The following is a 21,699-nucleotide window of genomic DNA, read 5'->3' as shown; positions in this document are numbered from 1 at the left end:
CTGATCCGGCGTGCGCCTGCGAGAACGGAGCCAGCCATGGCCCTCATCGACAACGGCGTATACGTGCACGGACGCCGAGTGGAGACCCCGAAGAACCTCGACGAGACGTACCGGTCGCTCGACGCGCACGGCGGCATCGCCTGGATCGGGCTGTATCGACCGAGCCCCACCGAGGTCGCCTCGGTCGCGCGCGAATTCGACCTGCATCCGCTCGCCGTCGAAGACGCGCTCTCGGGCCACCAGCGGTCGAAGGTCGAGCGCTACGGCGACACGCTCTTCGCCGTGCTGCGCCCCGCTCGCTACCGCGACGAGCAGGAGTCGATCGAGTTCGGCGAGCTGCACCTGTTCGTCGGACCCGACTTCGTCGTGACGATCCGGCACGCGGAGTCCCCTGACCTCGCAGCCGTCCGCCGCCGCATGGAGGCGCACCCCGAGCTGCTCGCGATGGGCCCAGAAGCCGTGTTCTACGCGATCCTCGATGAGGTCGTCGACGGGTACGAGCCGATCGTGACCGGGCTGCTCAACGACATCGACGAGATCGAGGACCAGCTCTTCGGCGACAGCGACGACGACGCCCTCTCGCGGCGCATCTACGAGCTCTCGCGCGAGGTCATCAACTTCCAGCGGGCAGTGCATCCCCTCGCCGGGATGCTGGAATGGCTGCGCCGCGGGTCGGAGAAGTACCGCATCGACGAAGAGCTGCAGCGGTCGCTGCGCGACGTGCTCGACCACGTCATCCGCGTGAACGAGCGGGTCGACTCGTTCCGAGCGATCCTCGAGAACGCCCTCACGGTGCATTCCGCTCTCGTCGCGCGACGGCAGACCGAGGCAGGGCTGGCCCAGAACGACGAGATCAAGAAGATCTCCTCGTGGGCGGCGATCATCTTCGCACCCACGCTCGTCGGCACGGTCTACGGCATGAACTTCGAGGTGATGCCCGAGCTGCACTGGGCGCACGGATACCCGATGGCGATCGGCGCGATGGCTGCCTTCGCCGTCGCCCTCTACGGGGTGTTCAAGTACAAGAAGTGGTTGTGAGGCCGGGCGGGCTCAGCGGTCGTCGCCGCTGAGCCTGTCGGTCTCGACCGTCTAGACCTCGGCGCTGTCGCGGTCGCGCACCTCGATGTTGGCGACCTCGAGGTCGTCGTCGAGCTGCACCATGATCCGCGAGTCCGGGAACTGCCTCGGCGCGTCGAAGGCGATCAGCACCGCGTCGGCGAACACCACGACGGAGGTGGCTTCGAGATCGTCGCGCAGGTCGACCTGCTCGAGCACCGGCTCGTCGTCGACCGCCTCGTCGATGTCGTCGGCGACCTCGTCGATCACCGCGCGCCACCGCGACTCGGACACCGACAGGATGCGGGTGATCGCCGCGATCAGCGCGTCGTCGTCGAGGGTCTCCTCGTCGTCCTCCAGTTCGGGGTCGACGTTGACCGTCACCACCGCTCCGGCGGCGTCGATGGTCGCCCGACCGTAGACGAGACCGTTCTCGGCGACCGGATCATCGAGCAGACCGCTGTCGACGATGCGGGCGAGCAGGTGGTCGAGCAGTGACGAAGCCATGAGACCAGTCTTCCACGTCGCCGCCGCTAGGCTCGAGGGCGTGCCGAATGCAGAATCCTCCGCCTCCGCAGCATCCGACCTCAGCCGCATCGCCGCATCGCTGGCCGGCCCCGAGCCGTTGAACTGGGTCATCACCGGCGACTCGATCACCCACGGACTCGTCCACACGCAGGGCGGTCGCAGCTATGCCGAGCACCTGCACGAACTGGTCCGCGGCGAACTCGCACGCACCCGCGACGCCGTCATCAACACAGCGATCAGCGGGCACCGCATCACCGACATCCTGAACGACTGGGATCGCCGCGTCGCGTCGTGGCGGCCTGACATCGTCACCCTCATGGTCGGCACGAACGACATGGCCACGGGCCCCGGTCAGGTCACGGTCGAGCCCGCCGAGTTCGCCGCCTCGCTGCGCGAGTTCGTCGCGCGCGTGCGCGCCTCGGGCGCTGTTCCCGTGCTGCAGACCCCGCCGTCGATCGACGCGGCGAACGCACCCGGTCGCGAAAGGGTCACCGAGTTCGCGGATGCCGTGCGCGACGTCGCCGCATCGGACGACGTGATCCTCGTCGACCAGCACGCTCGCTTCTCCGAGCTCGGCAACGGCGGAGTGCCGTGAGGGCTGATGGGAGACCCGTTCCACCCCAACGCCGCGGGTCATGCCGCGTTGGCGCTCGAACTCGCGAACGCGCTCGACATCTGCCCGCAGCACGACCGCGACCGCACCCTGCCGCTGCTCGAGGCGCGGGTCGCGATGGCGCGCCTGAACGGCTGAGCGCGCGAACCACCCGCGCCCCGCGCACCCGCCCGCACTCACCCGCGCCCGCGCCCGCCTGCACCCGCCCGCGCCCGCCTATGCGGGGCCAATAACGCACCCGAGATCGCCATCTCCGATGCACAACTGACCCCGCATCCCATGGAACGTGCGGAATCGACCCCGCACGCCGCCCGCACCGACAGGACGACCCCCTCCCCAAGACGCCCTGGTGCATCGATTCGTATACCAGTACCTTGGGCCGCATCGGAGTCGTAACCGTGGGAAGCGATGAAGGGGGGACGCCATGTCTCATGTGGTGGCAACAGGAGCAGGCAAGGCGATGATGGAGCGTCGGAACGACCCGACGCACGACTACATCCTCGGGCTGACTCGCAAGAACAGGCCTCGGGTGCTGTTCGTCGGCACCGCGACGGGCGACGACGCGGCATACATCGTGAGCTTCTACTCGACCTACGACTCCGACCGCTGCGCCCCGCACCATCTGCCTCTCTTCCACCGTTCGGTCGACGACCTCGCGGGCTTCGTGAAGGGCTTCGACGTCATCCACGTCGGCGGCGGCAACACCGCGAACATGCTCGATGTGTGGAAGCGGCAGGGCCTCGACGAGATCATGCGCGAGATGTGGGAGGACCCCGACTCGAACGTCGTGTTCACCGGGGGCAGCGCCGGCGGCATCTGCTGGTTCGAGGGCGGCACGACCGACAGCTACGGGCCGACTCTGCAGGTGCTCCCCGAAGGGCTCGGGTTCCTGCACGGCAGCTTCTGCCCGCACTACGACGCGGAGGATCAGCGGCGACCGCTGTTCCACGCATCACTGTTGAGCGGCGAACTCGCGACCGGATACGCGGTCGGAAACCTGCAGTCCCTGCACTTCGAGAACTCGGAGTTCGTCACCGCGATCAGTCCGGTCGAGAACGCGCTCGCACTGAGGGTCGAGGCCATCGACGGCAAGATCGTCGAGACCGAGCTCGCGACCGAGATCCTCACCGGCTCGGGCCCCATCATGAAGGGCCCGTCGACGTGAACGACAACGTGTGGATCCTGATCGCCCAGCTGATCGTCGTCATCCTCGCGATCTACATGGGCACCCGCACCAGCGGGATCGGCCTCGGTGTCTGGGGACTCGTCGGCGTGGCGGTGCTCATCTTCGTCTTCGGGGAGGCCCCCGGCAACGCCCCGGTGGATGCCGTCTTCATCGTCATCACGGTGATCACCGCCGCATCCACCATGCAGGCCGCCGGCGGCATCGACTGGATGGTGTCGGTCGCCGCCAAGGTGATCAGGCGCAAGCCGAAATCGGTGGTGTTCCTCGCACCGGCCATGTCGTTCCTCTTCACGGTCGGCGCGGGCACCGGCAACATCTTCTATCCGCTGCTCCCGGTGATCTACGACGTGTCGTACCAGCAGAAGATCCGCCCCGAGCGTGCCCTGTCGGTCTCGGCGGTCGCCTCGCAGGTCGGCATCCTCTGCTCCCCTGTGTCGGCCGCGACCGCGTCGATGGTCGTGCTGCTCGCACCCCAGGGCGTCGACCTCGGCGGGCTGCTGCTGATCATGTGGCCCGCGTCGATCGCCGGACTCTTCGTCGCGGCCCTCGTGATGATGAGGCACGGCAAAGACCTCGAAGACGACCCCGAGTTCCAGCGCCGGCTGGCGAGCCACCAGATCCAGCCACCGACCGTCGACGCGCAGGACACCAAGCTGCCGCGCACCGCGGTGCTGTCGGCCGCGCTCTTCCTCGCCGGCGTCGGCGTCATCGTGATGTTCGGGCTCTTCGAGGGACTGCGTCCGGTGATCGGCACGGATGACGCCGGCGACCCCGTGCGCCTGAGCGTGACCGTCATCATCGAGGTGGTCATGGGTGTCATCGCGGCTCTCATCTTCGTGTTCTGCAAGGTCAAGGCCGCAGACGTGCCGAAGCAGCCGACGTTTCCTGCCGGTCTCGTCGGTGCGATCGCCCTCTTCGGCATCGCCTGGCTCGCCAACACCTTCGTCGCGGCGAACCAGACCCTCATCGTCGAGGGCCTCGGCTCGGTGGTCTCAGGCTCTTCGGCCTTCCTCGGCGGACTGCTGTTCGCGCTCGCGCTCTTCGCCGTCGCGATGCTGACCACGAGCCAGTCGAGCGCGACCAACGCGATCGTCCCCATCGGCATCACGATCGGGCTCCCCGCACCGTTGCTGGTCGGGCTCTGGCCGTCGACCATGGGCATCTACACGCTGCCGGCCAACGGCAGCCAGGTCGCGACCGTCGCGTTCGACCAGACCGGCACGACGAAGATGGGCAAGTTCGTCTTCGACCACTCGTTCCAGCTGCCCAACCTCGTCTACATCGGCGTCGCGATCGTCGTCGGTGTGACGCTGTCTTTCCTGTTCTCGTGACGTGAGGGTGCGCTGATCGCCGGCGAACGGGCCGGTTCGCACGGCGTCGACGTGCACGACTCAGCACCCGAGCTCTGAATCAGCGTGGATCTCAGCGGTCAGACGGCGATGAGAGCGGTCCGTGCTGAACAGTGCGCGCGGCCTCCCGAAACCCCTCCGAATCCCGTCAGTATTCGGTGTTGCTAAGTACCGGTACTCAGTGTTACTTTGTACTGGTACCCAGCAACACTGAGTACCGACCAACGAGAGGAGGCCTTCATGGGCAAGCAGATGACCGAGATGCTCAAGGGCACCTTGGAGGGCATCGTTCTGGCTCTCCTCGCCGAGCAGCCGGCCTATGGATACGAGATCACCACCCGCGTGCGTGACCACGGATTCACCGACATCGCCGAGGGCACGATCTACGCCCTGCTCGTGCGCGTCGAGCAGAAGAAGCTCGTCGACGTCGAGAAGGTGCCGAGCGAGAAGGGGCCGCCCCGCAAGGTGTACACCCTCAACTCCGCCGGCACGCAGGAACTCGAGGAGTTCTGGAAGACCTGGAGCTTTCTCGCGCAGCGCATCGACAGCCTGCGCACCGAAGACGCGAACACCGACACGAACACGAACACCAAGGAGAACTGACATGGCCGCGAAGTGGATCGAACTCATCACCGGACCGCTCGAGCAGAAGAAGCAGTACCGCGATGCGAAGAAGCGCATCGACGCCCTCCCCGAGCCCTACCGCACGGTCGCCAACGCCCAGCACCGCTACACGATGTACTACGGCGGCATCACCGACGGCGACATCCTCGCGCAGATCTTCCTCGATCTCGCCGACCTGTGGGAGCGCGCCGCCATCGACGGCACCCCGATCGACGACATCGTCGGCGACGACCCCGTCGCCTTCGCCGAGACCTACGCCGAGGCGTACGGCGGAACCCACTGGATCGACAAGGAACGCGCCCGCCTGACCGCGGCCGTCGACGACGCGAAGAAGAAGGAGACACGATCATGACCAGCCCGGCCATAGCCATCCGCGGCCTCGAGAAGTCCTATAAGGATCTCCACGTGCTGCGCGGCGTCGACTTCGACGTCGAGAAGGGATCGATCTTCGCCCTGCTCGGCTCGAACGGCGCAGGCAAGACCACCGTGGTGCGCATCCTCTCGACGCTGCTGAAGCCGGATGCCGGCACGGCCGTCGTGCAGGGAGTCGACGTCGCCGCCGACCCGCTCGTCGTGCGACAGAAGATCAGCCTCACCGGTCAGTTCGCCGCGGTCGACGAGATCCTGACCGGTCGCGAGAACCTCGTGCTGGTCGCGAAGCTGCGGCACCTGCCAGACGCCGCGAAGGTGGCAGACGACCTGCTCATGAAGTTCCGCCTGACGGATGCCGGTGCTCGCAAGGTCGGCACCTACTCGGGCGGCATGCGCCGTCGCCTCGACATCGCCATGAGCCTGGTCGGCCACCCCGAGGTCATCTACCTCGACGAGCCGACGACCGGCCTCGACCCCGAATCCCGCATCGAGGTGTGGGATGTCATCAAAGAGCTCGCGAACACCGGCACGACGGTGCTGTTCACCACCCAGTACCTCGATGAGGCCGAGCAGCTGGCCGATCGCATCGCGATCCTCCACGAAGGTCGGATCATCGCCAACGGCACCCTGGCAGACCTCAAGCGCCTGCTGCCGGCGGCCAAGGTCGAGTACGTCGAGAAGCAGCCCACCCTCGAGGAGATCTTCCTCACCCTCGTCGGCCCGACGTCGGGCTCGACAACCGGAAAGGAGAACGCAGCATGAGCACGCACTTCGTCGCCGACACCGCGACACTCACCGGCCGCTCGATGCGGCACATCTTCCGCAGTCCAGACACCATCATCACCACGGCGGTCACGCCGATCGCGCTGATGCTGCTGTTCGTGTACGTCTTCGGGGGCGCGCTGCGCGAGAGCACCGGCGCCGAGAACTACGTGAACTACCTGCTCCCCGGCATCCTGCTCATCGCCATCGCGTCAGGCATCGCCTACACGGCCTTCCGGCTCTTCAACGATCTGCAGAGCGGGATCTTCGAGCGGTTCCACTCCATGCCGATCGCGCGATCGAGCGTGCTCTGGGCGCACGTCCTCACCTCGCTCACCGCCAACGGCATCACGCTGGCGATCATCTTCGGCGTCGGATTCCTGATGGGGTTCCGCACCGGAGCCGGTCCGCTCGCGTGGCTCGCCGTCATCGGCATCCTGTTCCTCTTCACCCTCGCCCTCACCTGGCTGGCCATCATCGCCGGCCTGAGCGCCAAGACGGTCGACGGGGCGAGCGCCTTCTCGTATCCGCTGATCTTCCTGCCGTTCATCAGCTCGGCGTTCGTGCCGACCGAGACCATGCCGGGCCCGGTGCGATGGTTCGCCGAGAATCAGCCGGTCACCTCGATCGTCGACACCATCCAGGCGCTGTTCGCCGAGAAGCCGGTAGGAACCGACATCTGGGTCGCCCTCGCCTGGTGCGTCGGCATCCTGATCGTCGCCTACGTGTTCGCGATCATCGCGTACCGCAAGAAGGTCAGTTGAACGTGTGCAGTGAGACGGAACGCTCCGTCCGGGCCTCGCGCCCGGCCGGGGCGTTTCGCCGCGCTCGGCGGTGGCTGGCCCGTGGCGCTCGGCGGCGAGGCGGTGGCCCCCCGTGGGGAGGAGATCTGCGCTTCGGAAGGATGAACCAGCGTGAAACCTCCTCCCGAAGAGCAGTTCTCCTCCCGCAGGGGTGAGGGCACGGGGCGGGATGCCGACAGAAGAGGCCCCCACCCGATCTACCGCAGCCCGAGGGGCCCGAGCACGATGCGCTGCCGGGTGCGCACCCAGACCACACCGTCGGCACGTCGTTCGGCTCGGGTGGCGAAGCGGTAGCGATACGACACCGCTCGCACCCACCGAGGCTGCTCGCCGTCGAACGGGTCGGTGCGCAGCAGGGCGAGCGTCGGAGCATCCGCCTCGAGCAGCCGCAGCAGGAACACCGTGAACCAGTCGTCGAGTGAACGCCCGAGCGGCAGGAACCACATCAGCCAATCGAGTCGCAGGTGGTACGGCGCGAACTGGCGAGGGATGCGGCGCACGTCACCGGGCTTGCCCTTGAACTCGTACTCGCGCCACAGCAACCCGTCGTCGTCGACCGACCCCTCGACGACGATCTCGATGCGCTGCTTCGTCACCGTGCCGAACGCTCCATAGGCGTTGCCGATCTGCCACCTGTTGAAGCTCGCGTTCATCAGCTGACGGCGCGCGAACAGGTTGCGCAGGGCCGGCCAGCTCAGGGCCGCGACGAGCAGTCCGACGGCCGCGGTGATCACGAACCAGTACAGCGGGATGCCGGGCCAGAGCGATGCCGCGACATCCGTCTGGCCGGTGGTGACCTGGTCGATCCCCGCCTGGCCGCCACCCGGCATCCCGACTCCCGCAGTCCCGACCCCCGGCATCCCGATCGCCGAGAACGCGATGACGATCGTCGCCCAGTTCAGCCATGCGAAGTTGCCCGTGGCGACGAGCCACACCTGCGTCGCGATCACGATGACGGCGGCCACGGCCCCGACGATCTGCGGCACCGGCCCCGGAATCCACAGCGACAGGATCGGCGCGAACACGAAGAAGGGCACGACGAGCTGCGCGAAGTGGTTGCCGACGACCTCGCCGCGATGGAACCACCGGGGCATCAGGTGCGCCTGCCTGCTGAAGGGCCCCGGCATCGGCTGGGTCTCGTGGTGATAGGTCAGGGCGGTGAGGTCGCGCCACTCCTGCCCGCCGCGGATCTTGATCATGCCGGCGCCGAACTCGACTCGGAACAGCAGCCACCAGAACAGCACGATCACGACGGTCGGCGGCGGCTGGTCGTTCGACCCGAGGAACGCGGCGAGGAACCCCGCCTCGAGCAGCAGCATCTCCCACCCGAACGAGTAGAAGGTCTGACCGATGCTGACCACCGACATGTATCCGAGCCAGAGCGCGAGGAAGCACAGCATCGGCACCCACGGCGGCCCCCACTGCGGGATGCCGATCACGAGCAGCGCCGACACGGCGATGCCCACCCCGCACAGCAGAGCGAGTCGCTGATCGGAGTATCGGATGCGGAGGAAGAGGGTCGGATGCAGCATCCGCCGCCGCTCGCTCTTCTCGCCGATCCAGTCGAGCAGCACGGGCGCCGGCAGCAGACCGTGCTCGCCGAGGAGCGCCCGGAACTGGTTCAGAGTCGAGATGAAGGCGACGAGGTACAGCGCTGCGATGCCCCGCTGAAGGACCTCGCGAGCGAACCCGAAGTCGACCGCCGCGAACCCGTCCACGGGCACAGGCTACGCCCGCGGCACCACGGCGCGGAGGGGGTTGCGGGAGAGGGACTCTGCACGGTTCGTCTCGCGGCGTTCGCTCGACGACCGGCGGCGAGCGCCCCGACCGGCGGGGAGAAGTCCGCCCGACGGGCTCGACGACCGGCGCCCTGCAGGCCGCACGCAGAAGGGGCATCGCGCATATGCGCGACGCCCCCTCGAGAACGTGTCCTTACTCGGAGACGACCCAGTCGAAGTCGTCGCCGTGCTCTTCGAGCCAGGCGTCGACAGCCTCGGCCTCGCGGCCCTCGCCGTACTCGTTGACGACGAGGTCTTCGAGCGAGCCGTACTGCGCGTCGTCGAGCTTGATCTTCTCGATCAGCTCTGCGGCCTCGGGGAACTCGGCGGCGAAGCCGTCGGTGCCGAGGAAGTGCAGCCCCTCTGCCTCGCCCATGGCGCCCTTGGGGTCTTCGAGGTCCTTCAACGGGAAGGCGTCGTTGGCCCAGAACGGACGCCACAGCGTCACGACGATGTCTTCCTTCTTCTCGGTCGCGGACTTCAGCTCGGTGAGCATCGCCGCGGTCGACGAGGTCACGAGCTCGTACGACGAGTCGAGGCCGTATTCGGGCATCATCTTCTGCGTCTGCGCGGTGAGGCCTGCACCCGGCTCGATGCCGAAGATCTTGCCGCCGAACTGGTCGCCCGCGGCGGCCAGATCATCGATCGAGTCGATGTCCGTGTACTCGGGTACCGCGATCGTGAGCTTGGCGTTGTCGTAGTACGTGCCGAGATCCTCGATCGAGTCGCCGTAGGTCGCCATGTACTCGGCGTGGGTGATCTCGGGCCACGCCGACGGGAACACGTCGACGTCGCCCTGAGCGAGACCGGTGTAGAGGGGCCCCGCCTCGGTGAGCGTCTTCATCTCGACGTTGAAGCCGATCTTCTCGAGCTGGTCCTGCAGCAGGTACGCCGTGCTGAGACCGTCCGTCCACGACGGCAGGAAGCCGAGCGTGATCGTGCCCTTCTCGCCGGTGGGTCCTCCGCCGCCGCCACCGAACTCGGTGGTGCCGCCGGCCCCGTCGCTCGCGCATCCGGCGAGGGTGAGCGATGCCGCGGCGCCGAACGCCGCGATGGTCATGATCCTGCGCTTACGCATTCTGCAGCTCCTTCTCTTCGGCGGGCGTATCGAGGGGGGCGGATGCCGTGGCTGCCGCAGACGCGGAGGCGGCTCGCTGCGACTCGCCCCGATGCCGGATCACGGCGAGGAGCGAACCGGGGTTGCGTCCGAGCGTTCCCAGAGCAGCCGTGACACGGTCGAGGAAGACGGCGATGAGCACGACGCCCAGACCCGCCTCGACGCCCTTGGCGATGTTGACGGTCGAGATGGCCTCGACGACCATCTTTCCGAGCCCGTCAGCGCCCGCCATTCCGGCGATGACCGCCATCGACAGCGCGAGCATGATGACCTGGTTCACACCGGCGAGGATCGTCGGCATGGCGAGCGGAAGCTGGATGCCGCGCAGGATCTGACCCGGCTTGGCACCGAACGCCTGACCGGCTTCGACGGTCTCGGAGTCGACTCCGCGGATGCCGAGCTCGGTGAGTCGCACGCCCGGGGGCAGCGCGAAGATCACCGTCGCGACGAGTCCGGGGACGACGCCGATGCTGAAGAACACGATCGCCGGGATCAGATAGACGAACGCCGGCATGGTCTGCATGAAGTCGAGCACCGGCTTGAGCACCGCGCGCACGGCGGCGTTGCGGGCCGACCAGATGCCGAGCGGTATCGCGATCACGACCGCGACGAGGGCGGCGACCAGCACGAGGGCGAGGGTCTGCATCGCAGGCACCCACAGGCCCATCGCGACGATCAGCGTGAACGACACGATCGTGCCGATCGCGAGCTGCCACGAGCGCACGAGCCATGCGATCAGCGCCGCGATGACGATCACGACGTAGAAGTAGGGCAGCAGCAGCAGGAACGTGAGTCCCTCGACGAGCGAGGTGACGACGAACGAGATGACGTCGAGCAGACCGTCGAGGTTCGTCTTGATCCAGTCGACTCCTGTTGCGACCCAGCTGCCGAGGGGAATGCGGAAACCATCCATCAGCGCACCTCCTCTGTCTTCACGACGGCCGGCTGGGGGTCAGCGGTCCATCCGTCGTCGAGCACCGCATCGATCTCCGCCTGCGGCATGGGCAGCAGCGGCAGGGTGAGTTCGCCGGTCGCACCGGGACCGGGGCCCAGGGCGGCCAGCAGGGTGATGCGGGGGATCACGCCGGTCAGGCGCCCCGCGGCATCCACCACTGCCAGCGGCAGCGGCGACTCCACCGACGGGATGAAGAGGTTCATGAGGACCTCGTCTTCGCTGACGCTCTGCGGCACCGGCTTGATGATCGACTCGAGCGTCGACACGCCCTGGCGCACCAGCTTGACGGCGTCGCGGTCGGTGACGATGCCCAGCAGCTTGCGGTCACGACCGGTGACGTACGTGGCCGACATGAATGCGTCGCGCATCTGGCGCAGCGCCGTGCGCGGCCCGGCGGTCTCGGCGACGACCGGGCGCGGGCGCTCCATGACGTTCGCGGCCGTGAGCACACGGGCGCGGTCGACATCCTGCACGAACTGCTCGACATAGTCGTTGGCAGGGTCCATCAGGATGTCTTCCGGCGTGCCGATCTGCACGATGCGACCGTCGCGCATCACGGCGATGCGGTCGCCGAGGAACATGGCCTCGTTGAGGTCGTGGGTGATGAAGACGATCGTCTTCTGCAGCTTCTCCTGGAGTTCGAGCAGCTGCTCCTGCATCTCGCGGCGGATCAGCGGATCGAGAGCGCTGAACGCCTCGTCCATGAGCAGGATGTCGGAGTCGGCCGCGAGCGCACGGGCGATGCCGACGCGCTGCTGCATGCCGCCCGACAGCTCAGACGGCAGCTTCTCAGCCTGGCCCTCGAGACCCACGAGCGAGAGGATCTCATCGGCCTTCTTCAGCCGCTCGTCCTTGCCGACGCCCTTGAGCTCGAGCGGATAGGCGACGTTCGCGGCGACCGTGCGGTGCGGCAGCAGTGCGAAGTGCTGGAACACCATCGAGATGCGGTCGCGGCGGATCTCACGCAGACGCGACGACGGGATGCCCGTGATGGGGTCGCCGTTCACGACGACGGATCCGTCTGTCGCCTCGTGCAGCCCGTTGAGCATGCGGATGATGGTGGATTTGCCGGAGCCCGAGAGGCCCATGATCACGAAGATCTCGCCCCGGTTCACGGTGAAACTGGCGTCGATGACGGCGGCGGTTCCTGCGTCGCCGACCTCGGATCTGCTCTCACCGGCCTTCAGTCGACGGACGGCACTGCTCGGATTCTTCCCGAACACCTTGTACAGATTGCGCGCTTCAAGAGCGATTTCGGACACGTTTCCCCTGCGGCTCAGCGTCGGGGGCTGAGCCTGCTTCGGTTACGCCCGGGTGATCCTCCCGGCCGTTTCGACATGGTGCTGTGGCGGCGCGGACGGCGGATTTCGGATCCACCGCGATAGAGCATCGACCGTACGTCCACGCCTCTTCGCAGCACAGCACATTCGAAAGAAGGACGTGATCGCGGACTGGTCTTCGGGCCGTCAGGCCCACCAACCAACGTAACGAAATGGCCGGTCAGGGGCAAATCCGCCATTCCTTTCGGCGTTCAGTTTCGTCGGCTGACCGGGGGATTGCGCGGGTTTCGGACACGCTGGCGCGGTCGGGCATGGCGTGGGCCGACGGCGTCCGCATCCGCGTCGCGACCCCGGGGCGTGCGCTTCCGAAGGCCGTGTGCGCCTGCGAAGTCCGAATGCCGGGAATTCGGACGTGCGAGGTGCATTCGGACTTGCGGGGCGCACGCGGGATCAGCGACGGATGCTGCGCGTGACCGTGAACTTCGGAGTGCGATGCACCTGCTCGGTGGCGCCGACGAGGCGGGTGAGTTCGGCGCGGTAGCCGAGCGACGAGTTGTAGACCGTGAACAGCTCGCCGCCGGGGCGGAGGATGCGGGCCGCGGCCTCGAACAGACGTGTCGCGGCGCCGGTGTGCACACTGCTGCCGAGGTGGAACGGCGGATTGAGCAGCACGACGTCGGCGCTGGCGTCGGCGAGCTCCGAGCCCGCGTCGTCGTGCATGACGGTGACGCGGTCGGCGACGCCGTTGGCGGTGACCGTCGCGCGGGCCGATGCCACCGCCGCGGCCGATCTGTCGGTGGCGATGACGCGGGATTCGGGGTGCGCGAGAGCGTAGGAGGCGGCGAGCGCGCCGGTTCCGCAGCCCAGATCGACGACGACCGGGGCGGGGCTCGACTCGAGGCCGAGCACCTCGAGCAGCACCCGCGTGCCGATGTCGAGGCGAGCCCCCGCGAAGGCACCGCCGTGCGCGACGAGGGTCAGACCGTCGTGCCGCGCCGTCACAGGGAACGGCGGCTGCGACGGCACCGGTTTCGACCCGGACGCCACGACCAGCCGGGACTTGCGCTCGGCGCGCTCGGCCTGCACCTCCGTGAAACTGCGCCCCAGCACCTCGTTCTGCGCGATGGTCATGTGCTTCACGCGGCCGCCGGCGACGAGCAGGGTGTCCGGGGCGGCCCAGCGCGCCACAGCATCCGCGATCTCCTCGAGTTCGGCGAGCGCCTTCGGCAGCTGCACCAGCACGAGTCGCGCGCCGTCGAGCAGAGTCGCATCGAGCTCGTGCGACGAGAACCCGGAGAGGCCCAGCTCGTCGGCGTTGCGGGCCAGTGCACGGCGCCCCGTCGCGAGGTCCTGGTGCACGCGGATGCCGTCGAGTCCGGCATCCGTCAGCGCGAGCGTGATCGCGCCGTACTCGTCACCGACCACTGCGATCTCACGCCCATCGATGCCGAGCGACAGGGCACGTTCGACGAGCAGCAGATCGGTCGCGTCGTAGGCCTGCAGGTTGTCGGCCTCGACGTCGGGCCAGCGGCGCAGGCGGCTATAGGGGAAGTCCACCCCTCAAGACTAGGAGCGTCCGAGACGGCGACCCGGAACGAAGGACGGCAGGCGCAGGACCACTCCCGCTCGACGCACCGCCGCCGAACGTCTTCGTTCTAGGCCGGCAGGGCAAGGGCGGTGCGGAGGGGCGCTGGCGCGCATCCGATGCACAGCGTCTCTCGCTCGCCGGATGCGGTGCGCCGAGCGACCCAGGGTGCGCCTCGTCCGATCGCGTCATCACATCCGTCGCAACGGCGACGGCGGGCGGCCAGCAGGAGCAGCCCTGCGGCAGCGATGCCGAGCGCGAGAGCAACGAGCGCCGCGGTGATGGCCGCGCTGCCGCCCGTAGCCGCAAGGATCGGAGGTGTCGTGCTCGTGTCACCCTCGAGCTGCACGACGACGTCGAAAAGCAGCTCGGTCGATTCAGCATCCGCGCTCATCTGGGTGGTCATAGATGCCGGCACGTCGAATCCGACCGTCACGGGAACATCCGCATCGCGCGGAACCTGCACCTGCACGAGTTCGGGACGTCCGTCGTCGAGAGCGAGCAGATCGGAGAACGGCGCAGAGCCCGTCACACCGGCGATGTCCCAGAAAAGCGTGACGTGGGCGGCGAGATCCGGGTTGGCCGCCAGGGTGGGCACGGTCTCCGCCAGCACGAGACCGACAGCCATGACGCCGTCGGATGGGCCGTCGTTACGAACGCGGAGGGTTCGGGAGACGTGGTCTCCTGGCGATACCAGACGCTCGCCCACGAAGCTCGCCTGGGCAGTGGCGTATTCGGAGCCTCGCCAGTCCAGGTGGACCGTATGCCCATCCCAGCGGCCCGAGACCAGATCCGCCTGGGTGGCCGTTCTCGATGCGATGCCGGCGGTTCCCGTGGCGTGAGTCTCGGCCCCGGCAGCCCCGCTGGGAGCCTCCTCCGTCGGAGTGCGAGTCCCGAAGACGGTGGCGCTGGCGGGGGCCATGGATAACCCCAGCCCGATGAGGACAGCCAGCACGAGGGCGATGGCGCCGAGGAATCGCGCGCCGCGTGCCAGCCGCGATGGCTGCTTCAAAGAGTAGCTGTCGCCGGAGACGTCGATATAGGCACTCATGGGTGTTCCTCTCACGGAGACGTTGAAACGGTTGCGGTTGAGTGAAATTTCTGTTCCAGAAGCGCGACCTCGCGCTCACGAAGAGCAAGCTCTCGCTCCCGCAGGTCCAGTTCTCGTGCTCGGAGCGACTCGTCAGCGCCGGCCACGCGGTTCCCGTCAGGAGAAGGCGAAGCCGTGTCCGGTGCGGTCACCGCCCCCGCGATGGCGCGAACGCGCGTTCGCGGACGTGCCCGATCGAGTGCGTAGAGCCCCACTGCCACGAGGGCGAAGATCGAGAACACGAGGATCTTGTTGTCGTCGACCCAGCTCCGCGCCCAGCCCACGGCGGGAATGCCGTACAGGAACACGCCACGCACCTGCTCGGGCGAGACGGGCTCGTCGGGGGCTGAGTTGGCGTCGCCCTGCAGGATGAGTCGACAGGAAGTACCGTCCTCGTAGTTGCCGACGGTCTTCGCGATGACGCGGTGGGTGATGAGTGCCGGGTCGTTCGGGGTGGGGTAGTAGGTCACGATGTCGCCGATCGAGACGTCTTCACAGACCTCCTCCTCGGCGATTCCTCGTACTGCGACGACGTCGCCGGGGCCGAGGCTGGGTTCCATCGAACCGGTGAGCACGGTGAGGCTGTCTCCCCCGAGAATGCGGGGGATGAGGAACAGAGTCGCGATGACGACGATGATGACGCCAGCTGCGATCGCCCCCAGGACGCCACCGAGCGCCTGCCAGAGCGAGCCGGGCACCCGTGCCAGACGGAGTCCGGCACCCGGCCGGGTGCGGGGAGATCTGATTCGATTGCGAGGCACTGTCTTCTCCTTGACGTGGGGGACCCGCTGACGCGGGTGCCCCACTGCTCGGACCTGCTTACTTGAACTGCGAGCCCGTGTCGCGGACCTGGTCGAGCTGCAGCTTCAGCTCGGCGAGGGTGTCGACGGTCAGGGCATCCTGGCGGGTGCCCGTCGCTGCGTCGGTCTGATCCGCGTAGCTGCCGTCCGCCGCGAGGTCGGCCTTGCCGGCGTCGCCGGCGGTGCTGTCGAACGTGCCGTAGAGGACCACGGTGACGTCCTCGGACGTATCCGTCATCTGGAAGACGGTCGACTCCGCAGCGCCACCCGCGGTCGCGACCATGGGAACGCCGTCGTCGACGCCGTCAGCCTGACCGGTTGCCGGTGCAGACAGGTAGAACAGGCTGCTGTCCGCGGGGACCGCCGTCTCGGAGACGAGCAGTGCGCCCTGGTTGTAGACCTCGTAAGACCAGGTCATGGATGCGTTGCCATCGATCATGGCGTCGAGACCGGCGACCGAGAGCTTGCCGACGAGGTTGTCGCCCTCGAGCGTGACGTCCGCGGAGAACGCCGCGGCGACCTTGTCACCCGGGACGGCGCGCCAGGATGCGTCGTCGATCAGGTGGCCGAGCTGAGCGCCGTCGGTGCCCGGGAGGGTGTCGGTCGCGTCAGATCGGTCGGCGGACACGTCGTAGAACGAGGTGTCGGCGGTCTGGACGAGGTTGAGGTCACCGGCCGTGATCTCGCCGCCTGCGAAGACGTCGTTGGCGCTCCACAGCGCGAACGTCGAGCCCCCCGAAAGGAGCGCGACGGCACCCAGCCCGACCCAAACCAGTCCGCGGCGACGCTTACGCTCCTCCGTGACAACGATGGTTGATGCGTGGTTGTCCATGTTTCTCTTTCTGCTTGTAGCCCCTCTACAAGGGACTGGTTCACCCGACGCCCAGGTAGTCGTCGAGGTCTGTGCCGAACGTTGCTACTCGTTCGAAGTCGTTGTCGCGAAACGGTCGCTGGGCTGCGTCACTGCCGCATTGCGATTCGTCACCGCGGGGTCGAGGACGATGGTGATGTCCGGCTCGTTGTTCGGGTCCGGGTAGATCCCCGCACTCCAGACATCCACGTCCCTCGGGCGTGTCTGGTCCTCTGCGATGCCGGTGGCTTCCACCTCATTGATGTAGGTGCCCAGCAGCGGCAACGACGGCGGGAAGCTGACAGACGTGTTCCACGTGTCCAGAGCCCCGTAGACCTTGCCGTCCTCGGCGGTCCCCTGCGCGTAGGCATCATTGACATAAGTGCCATCGGGCGCGTTGATGAAGGCCATCGCCGCACACCAGGTCTGACTCGATCCGCCGCTCATTCCGGCGCCCGGGGCCTGGAGCTCATGCGCCTGAGCGTCGAACACCAGGACGTTCTTCCGCAGTTCCCCTTCGGCCGTTTCGGGAGTCGCGGGCACATCTGCGCAGCCGCCTCCGGCGTCAGCGGGATACACCTTGAGGATCGAGTACCGAAGAAGTGTGTCCTCTTCCCCGACCCCGGTGCTCAAGTCGTGCACCGAGCCGTCGCCTGCCACCTGCGAGGTGACGGACACGTCGTAGACGAGGCCGGTGATGCCGTCCGCCCATCCGGTGGCATCGAACGTCCAGATGATCGGCGCGGCGTCTGGCCCCGTCTGGCCGAGAACCTCAGCCATCTTCGAGCCCGGCAGGGTGAGCTCGACGGGGGCGCCGTCCTTGCTGTAGACGAGATCTGCCGACCCGTCCGTCGGAGCGGCCGCGAAAGCGACCCGGCCGAGGTTGAACGCCGGGATGCTGACGGAGTCGTCCATCGCCCACAGGGCGTGTGCCGCCGGAACAGTCGAGGCAGCAAGTGCACCCAGAGCGAGTCCACCGATCACGGCCTTTGCGTATGCGCGACCGCGGTCGCGCCTGCGCAGCCCTTTCGCCACGCGGTCGCTCTTGCGGCTCATGGGTTGCCTCCCTCGACATAGCCGGATCCTTCACGAAGCTGCTCGAGCGAGATGACGATGTTGCCGGCAGCCCACTGGGCGGGTGCGGCGTTGATGGATCCGCCGTCGGCCCAGTCGTAGTCGCCGAGGATCTCTGCAGAGATGACGACCTTCCAGTCTTCGGTCACCCCTTCATCTGTGCCGGTCAGACCGCTCACCGCGAGAGTCGTCCCGAAGGGGGCGGTTCCGGTTTCGGGGGCGACCTGAACGCCGTCCGCGTCCTCGACATGGAACGACAGCGCGATCAGCCCGTCCTCGACTGCCCGGGCCGCGTCGCTCCCGGTCGCGTAGTCCACCGCGAGTCCCCCGGCGATGTTGTCCCCCTGGAGGTACGACTCGACGTTCTGGGTGATCGTGACGAGGTCTCCGGGCATCAGGTCGAAGTCCGTCGGCGTTCCGGTGAGCGGGCGCTCCTGGGAATCGCTGATTCCCGGAGTGATCTGGCTCCAGGTAGTCTCCAGCGAGACCAGCCTCAGGTTTCCGCCGGTGATGTCTCCTGCGCTGGCCGAAGTGCTGGCAGACCACAGAGCGTAGGTTCCGCCTGCCGATGCGCCGGCGATGAGCAGCCCGACCAGGAGCGGGGCTGTGGCGGCAAGGCCCGGTCGCCCGAGACTCCGCGTGCGTCGTTCACGCGTGGTCACGGGGTCTCACCCGACTCGGAGCTCGGGCCGTCTGCCGTGGTGTCCACGGGGATGAGGGAGACGCAGGAGAACAGCTTCTCGGAGTCGCCGCTGTCGAGCGACGCGACGGTGCCGATGACTCCGCCCTTGCCGAGCCGCTCATCAGAGTCGATGATCTCGACATCGCGGAGGACCGTGAGCCAATCGTCTGCGGAGGTGTTGCTGACGGTGTACACGAAGCACACGGGCTGACCGTCTGTGAGGCGACTGTCGCGCGGAGCGGGCGTACCCGTGGCCTCGATCTGCTGAGCCGACGAGGAATCGCCGACCTCGATGTACGCGCGCTTCACGATGTTGATGATCGGGTCGGTTGCATAGAGGTACGGGTTCACGTCCGGCACGAGGAGACCGTCGTAGTTGCTGTCCCCGGTCACGACAGTCGCCGCGATCGTCGTCTTCGTGCCTGCCGGCGCGTCTCCCGCAGCGGCGGTCACGACGACGGCATTCGACTGCGTCTCGCCGCCGTTGATCACCGGCGATGCGGTGCTCAGCGACAGTTTCGGCGTCCCCTGGGGCTGAGCGACGCTCGTCGGGAACTTCAGCTGCTCGGTCGGAACCGGTGCACCGGCCGCCAGCATGTAGGTGAACTTCTTGCCCCGCTCGTCACCGGTCACCAGCGTGAACCTGCTCGGCTGAGCGGTGATGGGGTTCACGAACGTCACGACGTTGTCGGTGGCGCTCTCGCTCCCGGTCGTGGCTGCCGTGATGTTCGCAAGTCCCGTGGGGATGGCGACGGTGCCTGCACCGATGGTCACGGTCACCTGCGCGGTGTCGTCGACGCGCACCACCACATCGAACTGCGTGCCAGAGCTTCCGGCGATCTCCGAGACCGAGACGATACGCGGGTTGAGCTTGTCGGCGTCGATGGTGCTGATGCCTGCTGCGACACCGTCGAGTCCCTCGGACGTGGCGTGCTTCGCCTCGACGACGAAGTCGTCGCTGGTGACCGTCGACGTGTCGAGCTGCATCGACGAGGTGAGCGTGAAGTGCAGGTCGCGGGCGTGCGTCTCCTCGTTCTGAGTGGTGGCCTGCGCGATGGTGAGCACGGGACGGCAGCTGCCGTCGATGACTGCGACTCGCGAGTACTGCGACGAAGACGACGTGGAGCCCGAGAGCGGTTCGATCGTCTGCACCCGCAGCCCTCCCGTCACCGCTCCGGAGATGGGGTCGACGGGGCCGACGCCGTTGTTCGTCTCGAGCAGCTCGTCACCGGGCATGGGCAGAGCGACCTGCAGCGTCTGGCGCTCATCGGCGGCGACGTCGTAGCGGCCGATGTAGACCTCCGCGTCGTTGCTCTGGGTCCAGTAGACGTCGAGCTCGACGGGCACTCCGGGATAGCGGCCTGCGGTGTAGTCGGTCGTGTTGGCCGCATCGGCGGGCGGGGCCACTTCAAGGGGCACCGTGCACTCGGTTGCGGTGATCGGAGTGGTCTGGACGTTCGCGCTGCTGCGCGCGGTCGGCCACCACGTGTTCAGCTTCGCGTTCGCGGACGCGTTCACGTTGCTGACGAGGGTCGCCGCGACAGAGCCGTTGCCCGAGAACTCCTCGAGGACGGTGTTGGTCTGGCTTCCGGACCGCGACCCGAAGGTGTTGCGGGCGATCTCGACGACGCCGGTCTGCAGCATCCGGATGCCGGAACGGGAGGCGCTGGTCGAGAACCCGTCGAAGTGGTTGTCCACGATGGAGACGCGCGAGTCGGCGATGTTCGTGGCGGAGTCGGTCGGCTCGAGACCGTCCCAGTAGACGGCCTGGGTGTTCATGGTCCCCGTTGCGAGGAACTCGTTGTCTGCGATCGTGCCGCCGGTGCCGATGCGCTTGTCGGTGGGGAGCATGATCGCCGCCGCGTTGTCCTGCACATCACCGTTGCCCGACATACCCGTGAAGTCGTTGCCGATGATCTCGAAACTGTCGAGGTTGGCGTAGGCCAGGTCGACCACCGCCTGACGAGCGCGGTAGTAGGGGGCGGAGAACGTGTTGCCGCTGACCTTCAGCGTGCCCACGCTGGCGTACCGGAGGTCGAGGCCGCGGGCGTCCGAAGCGGATGAGCGGTTGATGTTCGGGGCGACGTTGTCGGTGAACTCGAGCTCCGTGATGTGCTGCTCATAGGCCTCGACCGGCGTCGAGGTGCATCCCGCAGCCGTGCTTCCGTTGCACGCACCAGATGCGTCGCTTGCGAGATAGGTGTTGCCGGTGACAGTGAGCCCCTTGACGGGGAACGACGCACTGGTCCCCTCGACCACGCCCCAGTTCCACTCTCTCTCGCTGGAAGCGAAGCCGCTGATCGTGGAGTTCGAGACCGTGATCTCCTCCGCTCCTCCGCGCACGACGAAGAAGCGCTCGGGGTAATAGGTGCCAGTGCGCACATCGAGGTCGTCGAGGGTAACCCGCTGGGCCTTCGGCCCGATGTAGAAGGAGGTCTCCCCCGCCCAGACATCGTCGACAGCGCGGATGGTGATGTCGGGCCCGTTGAGGTGGAACGGAGCGACAGCGAGGTCCCCTGCCCCGGCAGGGTGGATGGTGATCTTGTGCTCCAGGTCGATGGTGACCGGCGCGGTCACCTCGTACACCGCACCGCTGCCGTCGCCACTGGCGTCACCGGCTACCGCACCGTTGGCCGCGGAGAGGGCCGTGGTCCTCATCCGCGTCGCTGTGCTGATCGCGATGTTGCCGCCTGCGAAGTCGGGGTCGACCCCGATGGCCACCTCGCCGGGGGCAGCGTTGAGGGCGTTGGATTCTTCGATGGCCGCGCGCAGCGTGCACGTTCCGACGGTGGACACGCATATGCCGTCTGTGAGGGAGCCCGCAGCACTCTGAAGGCCCAAGGAGTCAACCGACAGCTGGGTCGCCGCCTGGGCCATGTTCGCGATGGCGATCGGTGTGAGCAGTCCCGCTGCGATGGCGAGCGTCACGCCTAAAGCGGTGGCCTTCCGGCGGCGTCCGCTGTCGGTTCTACGAGTTCGCATTTTCAAAGTTCCCCTACTGCGCAGTAGCGCGGCGATGTCCAGGAGTGGCTGACGCTTCTATGACATCTCCGAACGGCGAGGGGCACGCCGGGTTCGAGCGATCCTGAGTGGTGTGCGATCGGAACTTGGGTATTCGTGTGGGCATCCCTGAGTGACTTAGGTGTCACGCGGATGGAGAAACCGCCGGTCGACCGATATTTCTCTGAGCTCTTC

Annotated in this window: 21 protein-coding genes; 9 read left to right on the top strand and 12 right to left on the bottom strand. The window is 67.3% G+C overall.

The genetic code is table 11. The features are described from left to right. Window positions 1-36: 36 nt before the first annotated feature. The gene (locus RQG82_RS18240; protein WP_311260214.1) at window positions 37-1,038 is read left to right on the top strand and encodes a magnesium and cobalt transport protein CorA; all 1,002 of its coding nucleotides are present in this window, start codon (window positions 37-39) and stop codon (window positions 1,036-1,038) included. A gap of 51 nt (window positions 1,039-1,089) precedes the next feature. Here the strand turns inward: RQG82_RS18240 and RQG82_RS18235 are convergent, their stop codons facing one another. Beyond that, window positions 1,090-1,563, bottom strand: coding sequence for a cytochrome C5 (locus tag RQG82_RS18235; protein WP_311260213.1), 474 nt, complete (start codon window positions 1,561-1,563; stop codon window positions 1,090-1,092). 40 nt (window positions 1,564-1,603) lie between these two features. Here RQG82_RS18235 and RQG82_RS18230 point away from each other — a divergent pair, with 40 nt between their 5' ends. The 8 genes from RQG82_RS18230 to RQG82_RS18195 all read left to right on the top strand — a co-directional run bounded on the left by RQG82_RS18230 (window position 1,604) and on the right by RQG82_RS18195 (window position 7,254). After that, a complete protein-coding gene (locus RQG82_RS18230; protein WP_311260212.1) occupies window positions 1,604-2,179 on the top strand; it encodes a GDSL-type esterase/lipase family protein in 576 nt (191 codons plus the stop codon). A 6-nt stretch (window positions 2,180-2,185) separates the two neighbouring features. Further along, on the top strand, window positions 2,186-2,335 hold the full coding sequence (locus tag RQG82_RS18225; protein ID WP_311260211.1) for a hypothetical protein: 150 nt from the start codon (window positions 2,186-2,188) through the stop codon (window positions 2,333-2,335). Between the two features lie 286 nt (window positions 2,336-2,621). Beyond that, window positions 2,622-3,362, top strand: coding sequence for a peptidase E (locus RQG82_RS18220; protein ID WP_311260210.1), 741 nt, complete (start codon window positions 2,622-2,624; stop codon window positions 3,360-3,362). After that, on the top strand, window positions 3,359-4,714 hold the full coding sequence (locus RQG82_RS18215) for an anaerobic C4-dicarboxylate transporter family protein (RefSeq protein ID WP_311260209.1): 1,356 nt from the start codon (window positions 3,359-3,361) through the stop codon (window positions 4,712-4,714). The genes RQG82_RS18220 and RQG82_RS18215 overlap by 4 nt, the downstream gene beginning before the upstream one ends. 258 nt (window positions 4,715-4,972) lie before the next feature. Beyond that, on the top strand, window positions 4,973-5,335 hold the full coding sequence (locus RQG82_RS18210; RefSeq protein ID WP_311260208.1) for a PadR family transcriptional regulator: 363 nt from the start codon (window positions 4,973-4,975) through the stop codon (window positions 5,333-5,335). Between the two features lies 1 nt (window position 5,336). After that, a complete protein-coding gene (locus tag RQG82_RS18205; RefSeq protein WP_311260207.1) occupies window positions 5,337-5,708 on the top strand; it encodes a DUF1048 domain-containing protein in 372 nt (123 codons plus the stop codon). Beyond that, a complete protein-coding gene (locus tag RQG82_RS18200) occupies window positions 5,705-6,490 on the top strand; it encodes an ATP-binding cassette domain-containing protein (protein ID WP_311260206.1) in 786 nt (261 codons plus the stop codon). Before RQG82_RS18205 ends, RQG82_RS18200 begins: the two co-directional genes overlap by 4 nt. Continuing rightward, complete coding sequence (locus RQG82_RS18195) at window positions 6,487-7,254, top strand: ABC transporter permease (RefSeq protein ID WP_311260205.1); 768 nt, start codon at window positions 6,487-6,489, stop codon at window positions 7,252-7,254. Before RQG82_RS18200 ends, RQG82_RS18195 begins: the two co-directional genes overlap by 4 nt. A gap of 236 nt (window positions 7,255-7,490) precedes the next feature. On the opposite strand, the gene RQG82_RS18190 is transcribed toward RQG82_RS18195, so the two are convergent. From RQG82_RS18190 to RQG82_RS18140, 11 genes are all read right to left on the bottom strand, one after another. Next, on the bottom strand, window positions 7,491-9,011 hold the full coding sequence (locus RQG82_RS18190) for a lipase maturation factor family protein (RefSeq protein WP_311260204.1): 1,521 nt from the start codon (window positions 9,009-9,011) through the stop codon (window positions 7,491-7,493). Between the two features lie 214 nt (window positions 9,012-9,225). Continuing rightward, a complete protein-coding gene (locus RQG82_RS18185) occupies window positions 9,226-10,149 on the bottom strand; it encodes a glycine betaine ABC transporter substrate-binding protein (protein WP_311260203.1) in 924 nt (307 codons plus the stop codon). Beyond that, entirely contained in the window at window positions 10,142-11,101 is a 960-nt protein-coding gene (locus RQG82_RS18180; RefSeq protein WP_311260202.1) for an ABC transporter permease subunit, read from the bottom strand. The genes RQG82_RS18185 and RQG82_RS18180 overlap by 8 nt, the downstream gene beginning before the upstream one ends. Continuing rightward, on the bottom strand, window positions 11,101-12,405 hold the full coding sequence (locus tag RQG82_RS18175; RefSeq protein ID WP_311260201.1) for a glycine betaine/L-proline ABC transporter ATP-binding protein: 1,305 nt from the start codon (window positions 12,403-12,405) through the stop codon (window positions 11,101-11,103). Before RQG82_RS18175 ends, RQG82_RS18180 begins: the two co-directional genes overlap by 1 nt. Window positions 12,406-12,873: 468 nt before the next feature. Continuing rightward, entirely contained in the window at window positions 12,874-13,980 is a 1,107-nt protein-coding gene (locus tag RQG82_RS18170) for a methyltransferase (RefSeq protein ID WP_311260200.1), read from the bottom strand. Between the two features lie 98 nt (window positions 13,981-14,078). Next, window positions 14,079-15,059, bottom strand: coding sequence for a hypothetical protein (locus tag RQG82_RS18165; RefSeq protein ID WP_311260199.1), 981 nt, complete (start codon window positions 15,057-15,059; stop codon window positions 14,079-14,081). Between the two features lie 11 nt (window positions 15,060-15,070). After that, on the bottom strand, window positions 15,071-15,859 hold the full coding sequence (locus RQG82_RS18160) for a signal peptidase I (RefSeq protein WP_311260198.1): 789 nt from the start codon (window positions 15,857-15,859) through the stop codon (window positions 15,071-15,073). A 58-nt stretch (window positions 15,860-15,917) separates the two neighbouring features. Next, a complete protein-coding gene (locus RQG82_RS18155; protein ID WP_311260197.1) occupies window positions 15,918-16,730 on the bottom strand; it encodes an alternate-type signal peptide domain-containing protein in 813 nt (270 codons plus the stop codon). An 84-nt stretch (window positions 16,731-16,814) separates the two neighbouring features. Further along, complete coding sequence (locus RQG82_RS18150) at window positions 16,815-17,804, bottom strand: hypothetical protein (RefSeq protein WP_311260196.1); 990 nt, start codon at window positions 17,802-17,804, stop codon at window positions 16,815-16,817. Then, window positions 17,801-18,484, bottom strand: coding sequence for a hypothetical protein (locus RQG82_RS18145; RefSeq protein WP_311260195.1), 684 nt, complete (start codon window positions 18,482-18,484; stop codon window positions 17,801-17,803). The genes RQG82_RS18150 and RQG82_RS18145 overlap by 4 nt, the downstream gene beginning before the upstream one ends. Further along, window positions 18,481-21,432 carry a hypothetical protein gene (locus tag RQG82_RS18140; protein WP_311260194.1) on the bottom strand — a complete coding sequence of 984 codons (2,952 nt, stop codon included), beginning with the start codon at window positions 21,430-21,432 and terminating at the stop codon, window positions 18,481-18,483. Before RQG82_RS18140 ends, RQG82_RS18145 begins: the two co-directional genes overlap by 4 nt. Window positions 21,433-21,699 lie beyond the last annotated feature (267 nt).

This window comes from Microbacterium sp. WCS2018Hpa-9, from assembly GCF_031843745.1.
Taxonomy (GTDB): domain Bacteria; phylum Actinomycetota; class Actinomycetes; order Actinomycetales; family Microbacteriaceae; genus Microbacterium.
Note: the sequence above shows the minus strand (reverse complement) of the source record. Positions and strands in the feature narration are given on the sequence as shown.

Excerpts from the sequence above, each read along its gene's own strand:
- RQG82_RS18240 (WP_311260214.1), top strand. The coding sequence starts at position 37 with ATGGCCCTCATCGACAACGGCGTATACGTGCACGGACGCCGAGTGGAG.
- RQG82_RS18235 (WP_311260213.1), bottom strand. The coding sequence starts at position 1,563 with ATGGCTTCGTCACTGCTCGACCACCTGCTCGCCCGCATCGTCGACAGC.
- RQG82_RS18225 (WP_311260211.1), top strand. The coding sequence starts at position 2,186 with ATGGGAGACCCGTTCCACCCCAACGCCGCGGGTCATGCCGCGTTGGCG.
- RQG82_RS18220 (WP_311260210.1), top strand. The coding sequence starts at position 2,622 with ATGTCTCATGTGGTGGCAACAGGAGCAGGCAAGGCGATGATGGAGCGT.
- RQG82_RS18210 (WP_311260208.1), top strand. The coding sequence starts at position 4,973 with ATGGGCAAGCAGATGACCGAGATGCTCAAGGGCACCTTGGAGGGCATC.
- RQG82_RS18205 (WP_311260207.1), top strand. The coding sequence starts at position 5,337 with ATGGCCGCGAAGTGGATCGAACTCATCACCGGACCGCTCGAGCAGAAG.
- RQG82_RS18200 (WP_311260206.1), top strand. The coding sequence starts at position 5,705 with ATGACCAGCCCGGCCATAGCCATCCGCGGCCTCGAGAAGTCCTATAAG.
- RQG82_RS18195 (WP_311260205.1), top strand. The coding sequence starts at position 6,487 with ATGAGCACGCACTTCGTCGCCGACACCGCGACACTCACCGGCCGCTCG.
- RQG82_RS18185 (WP_311260203.1), bottom strand. The coding sequence starts at position 10,149 with ATGCGTAAGCGCAGGATCATGACCATCGCGGCGTTCGGCGCCGCGGCA.
- RQG82_RS18180 (WP_311260202.1), bottom strand. The coding sequence starts at position 11,101 with ATGGATGGTTTCCGCATTCCCCTCGGCAGCTGGGTCGCAACAGGAGTC.
- RQG82_RS18165 (WP_311260199.1), bottom strand. The coding sequence starts at position 15,059 with ATGAGTGCCTATATCGACGTCTCCGGCGACAGCTACTCTTTGAAGCAG.
- RQG82_RS18155 (WP_311260197.1), bottom strand. The coding sequence starts at position 16,730 with ATGGACAACCACGCATCAACCATCGTTGTCACGGAGGAGCGTAAGCGT.
- RQG82_RS18150 (WP_311260196.1), bottom strand. The coding sequence starts at position 17,804 with ATGAGCCGCAAGAGCGACCGCGTGGCGAAAGGGCTGCGCAGGCGCGAC.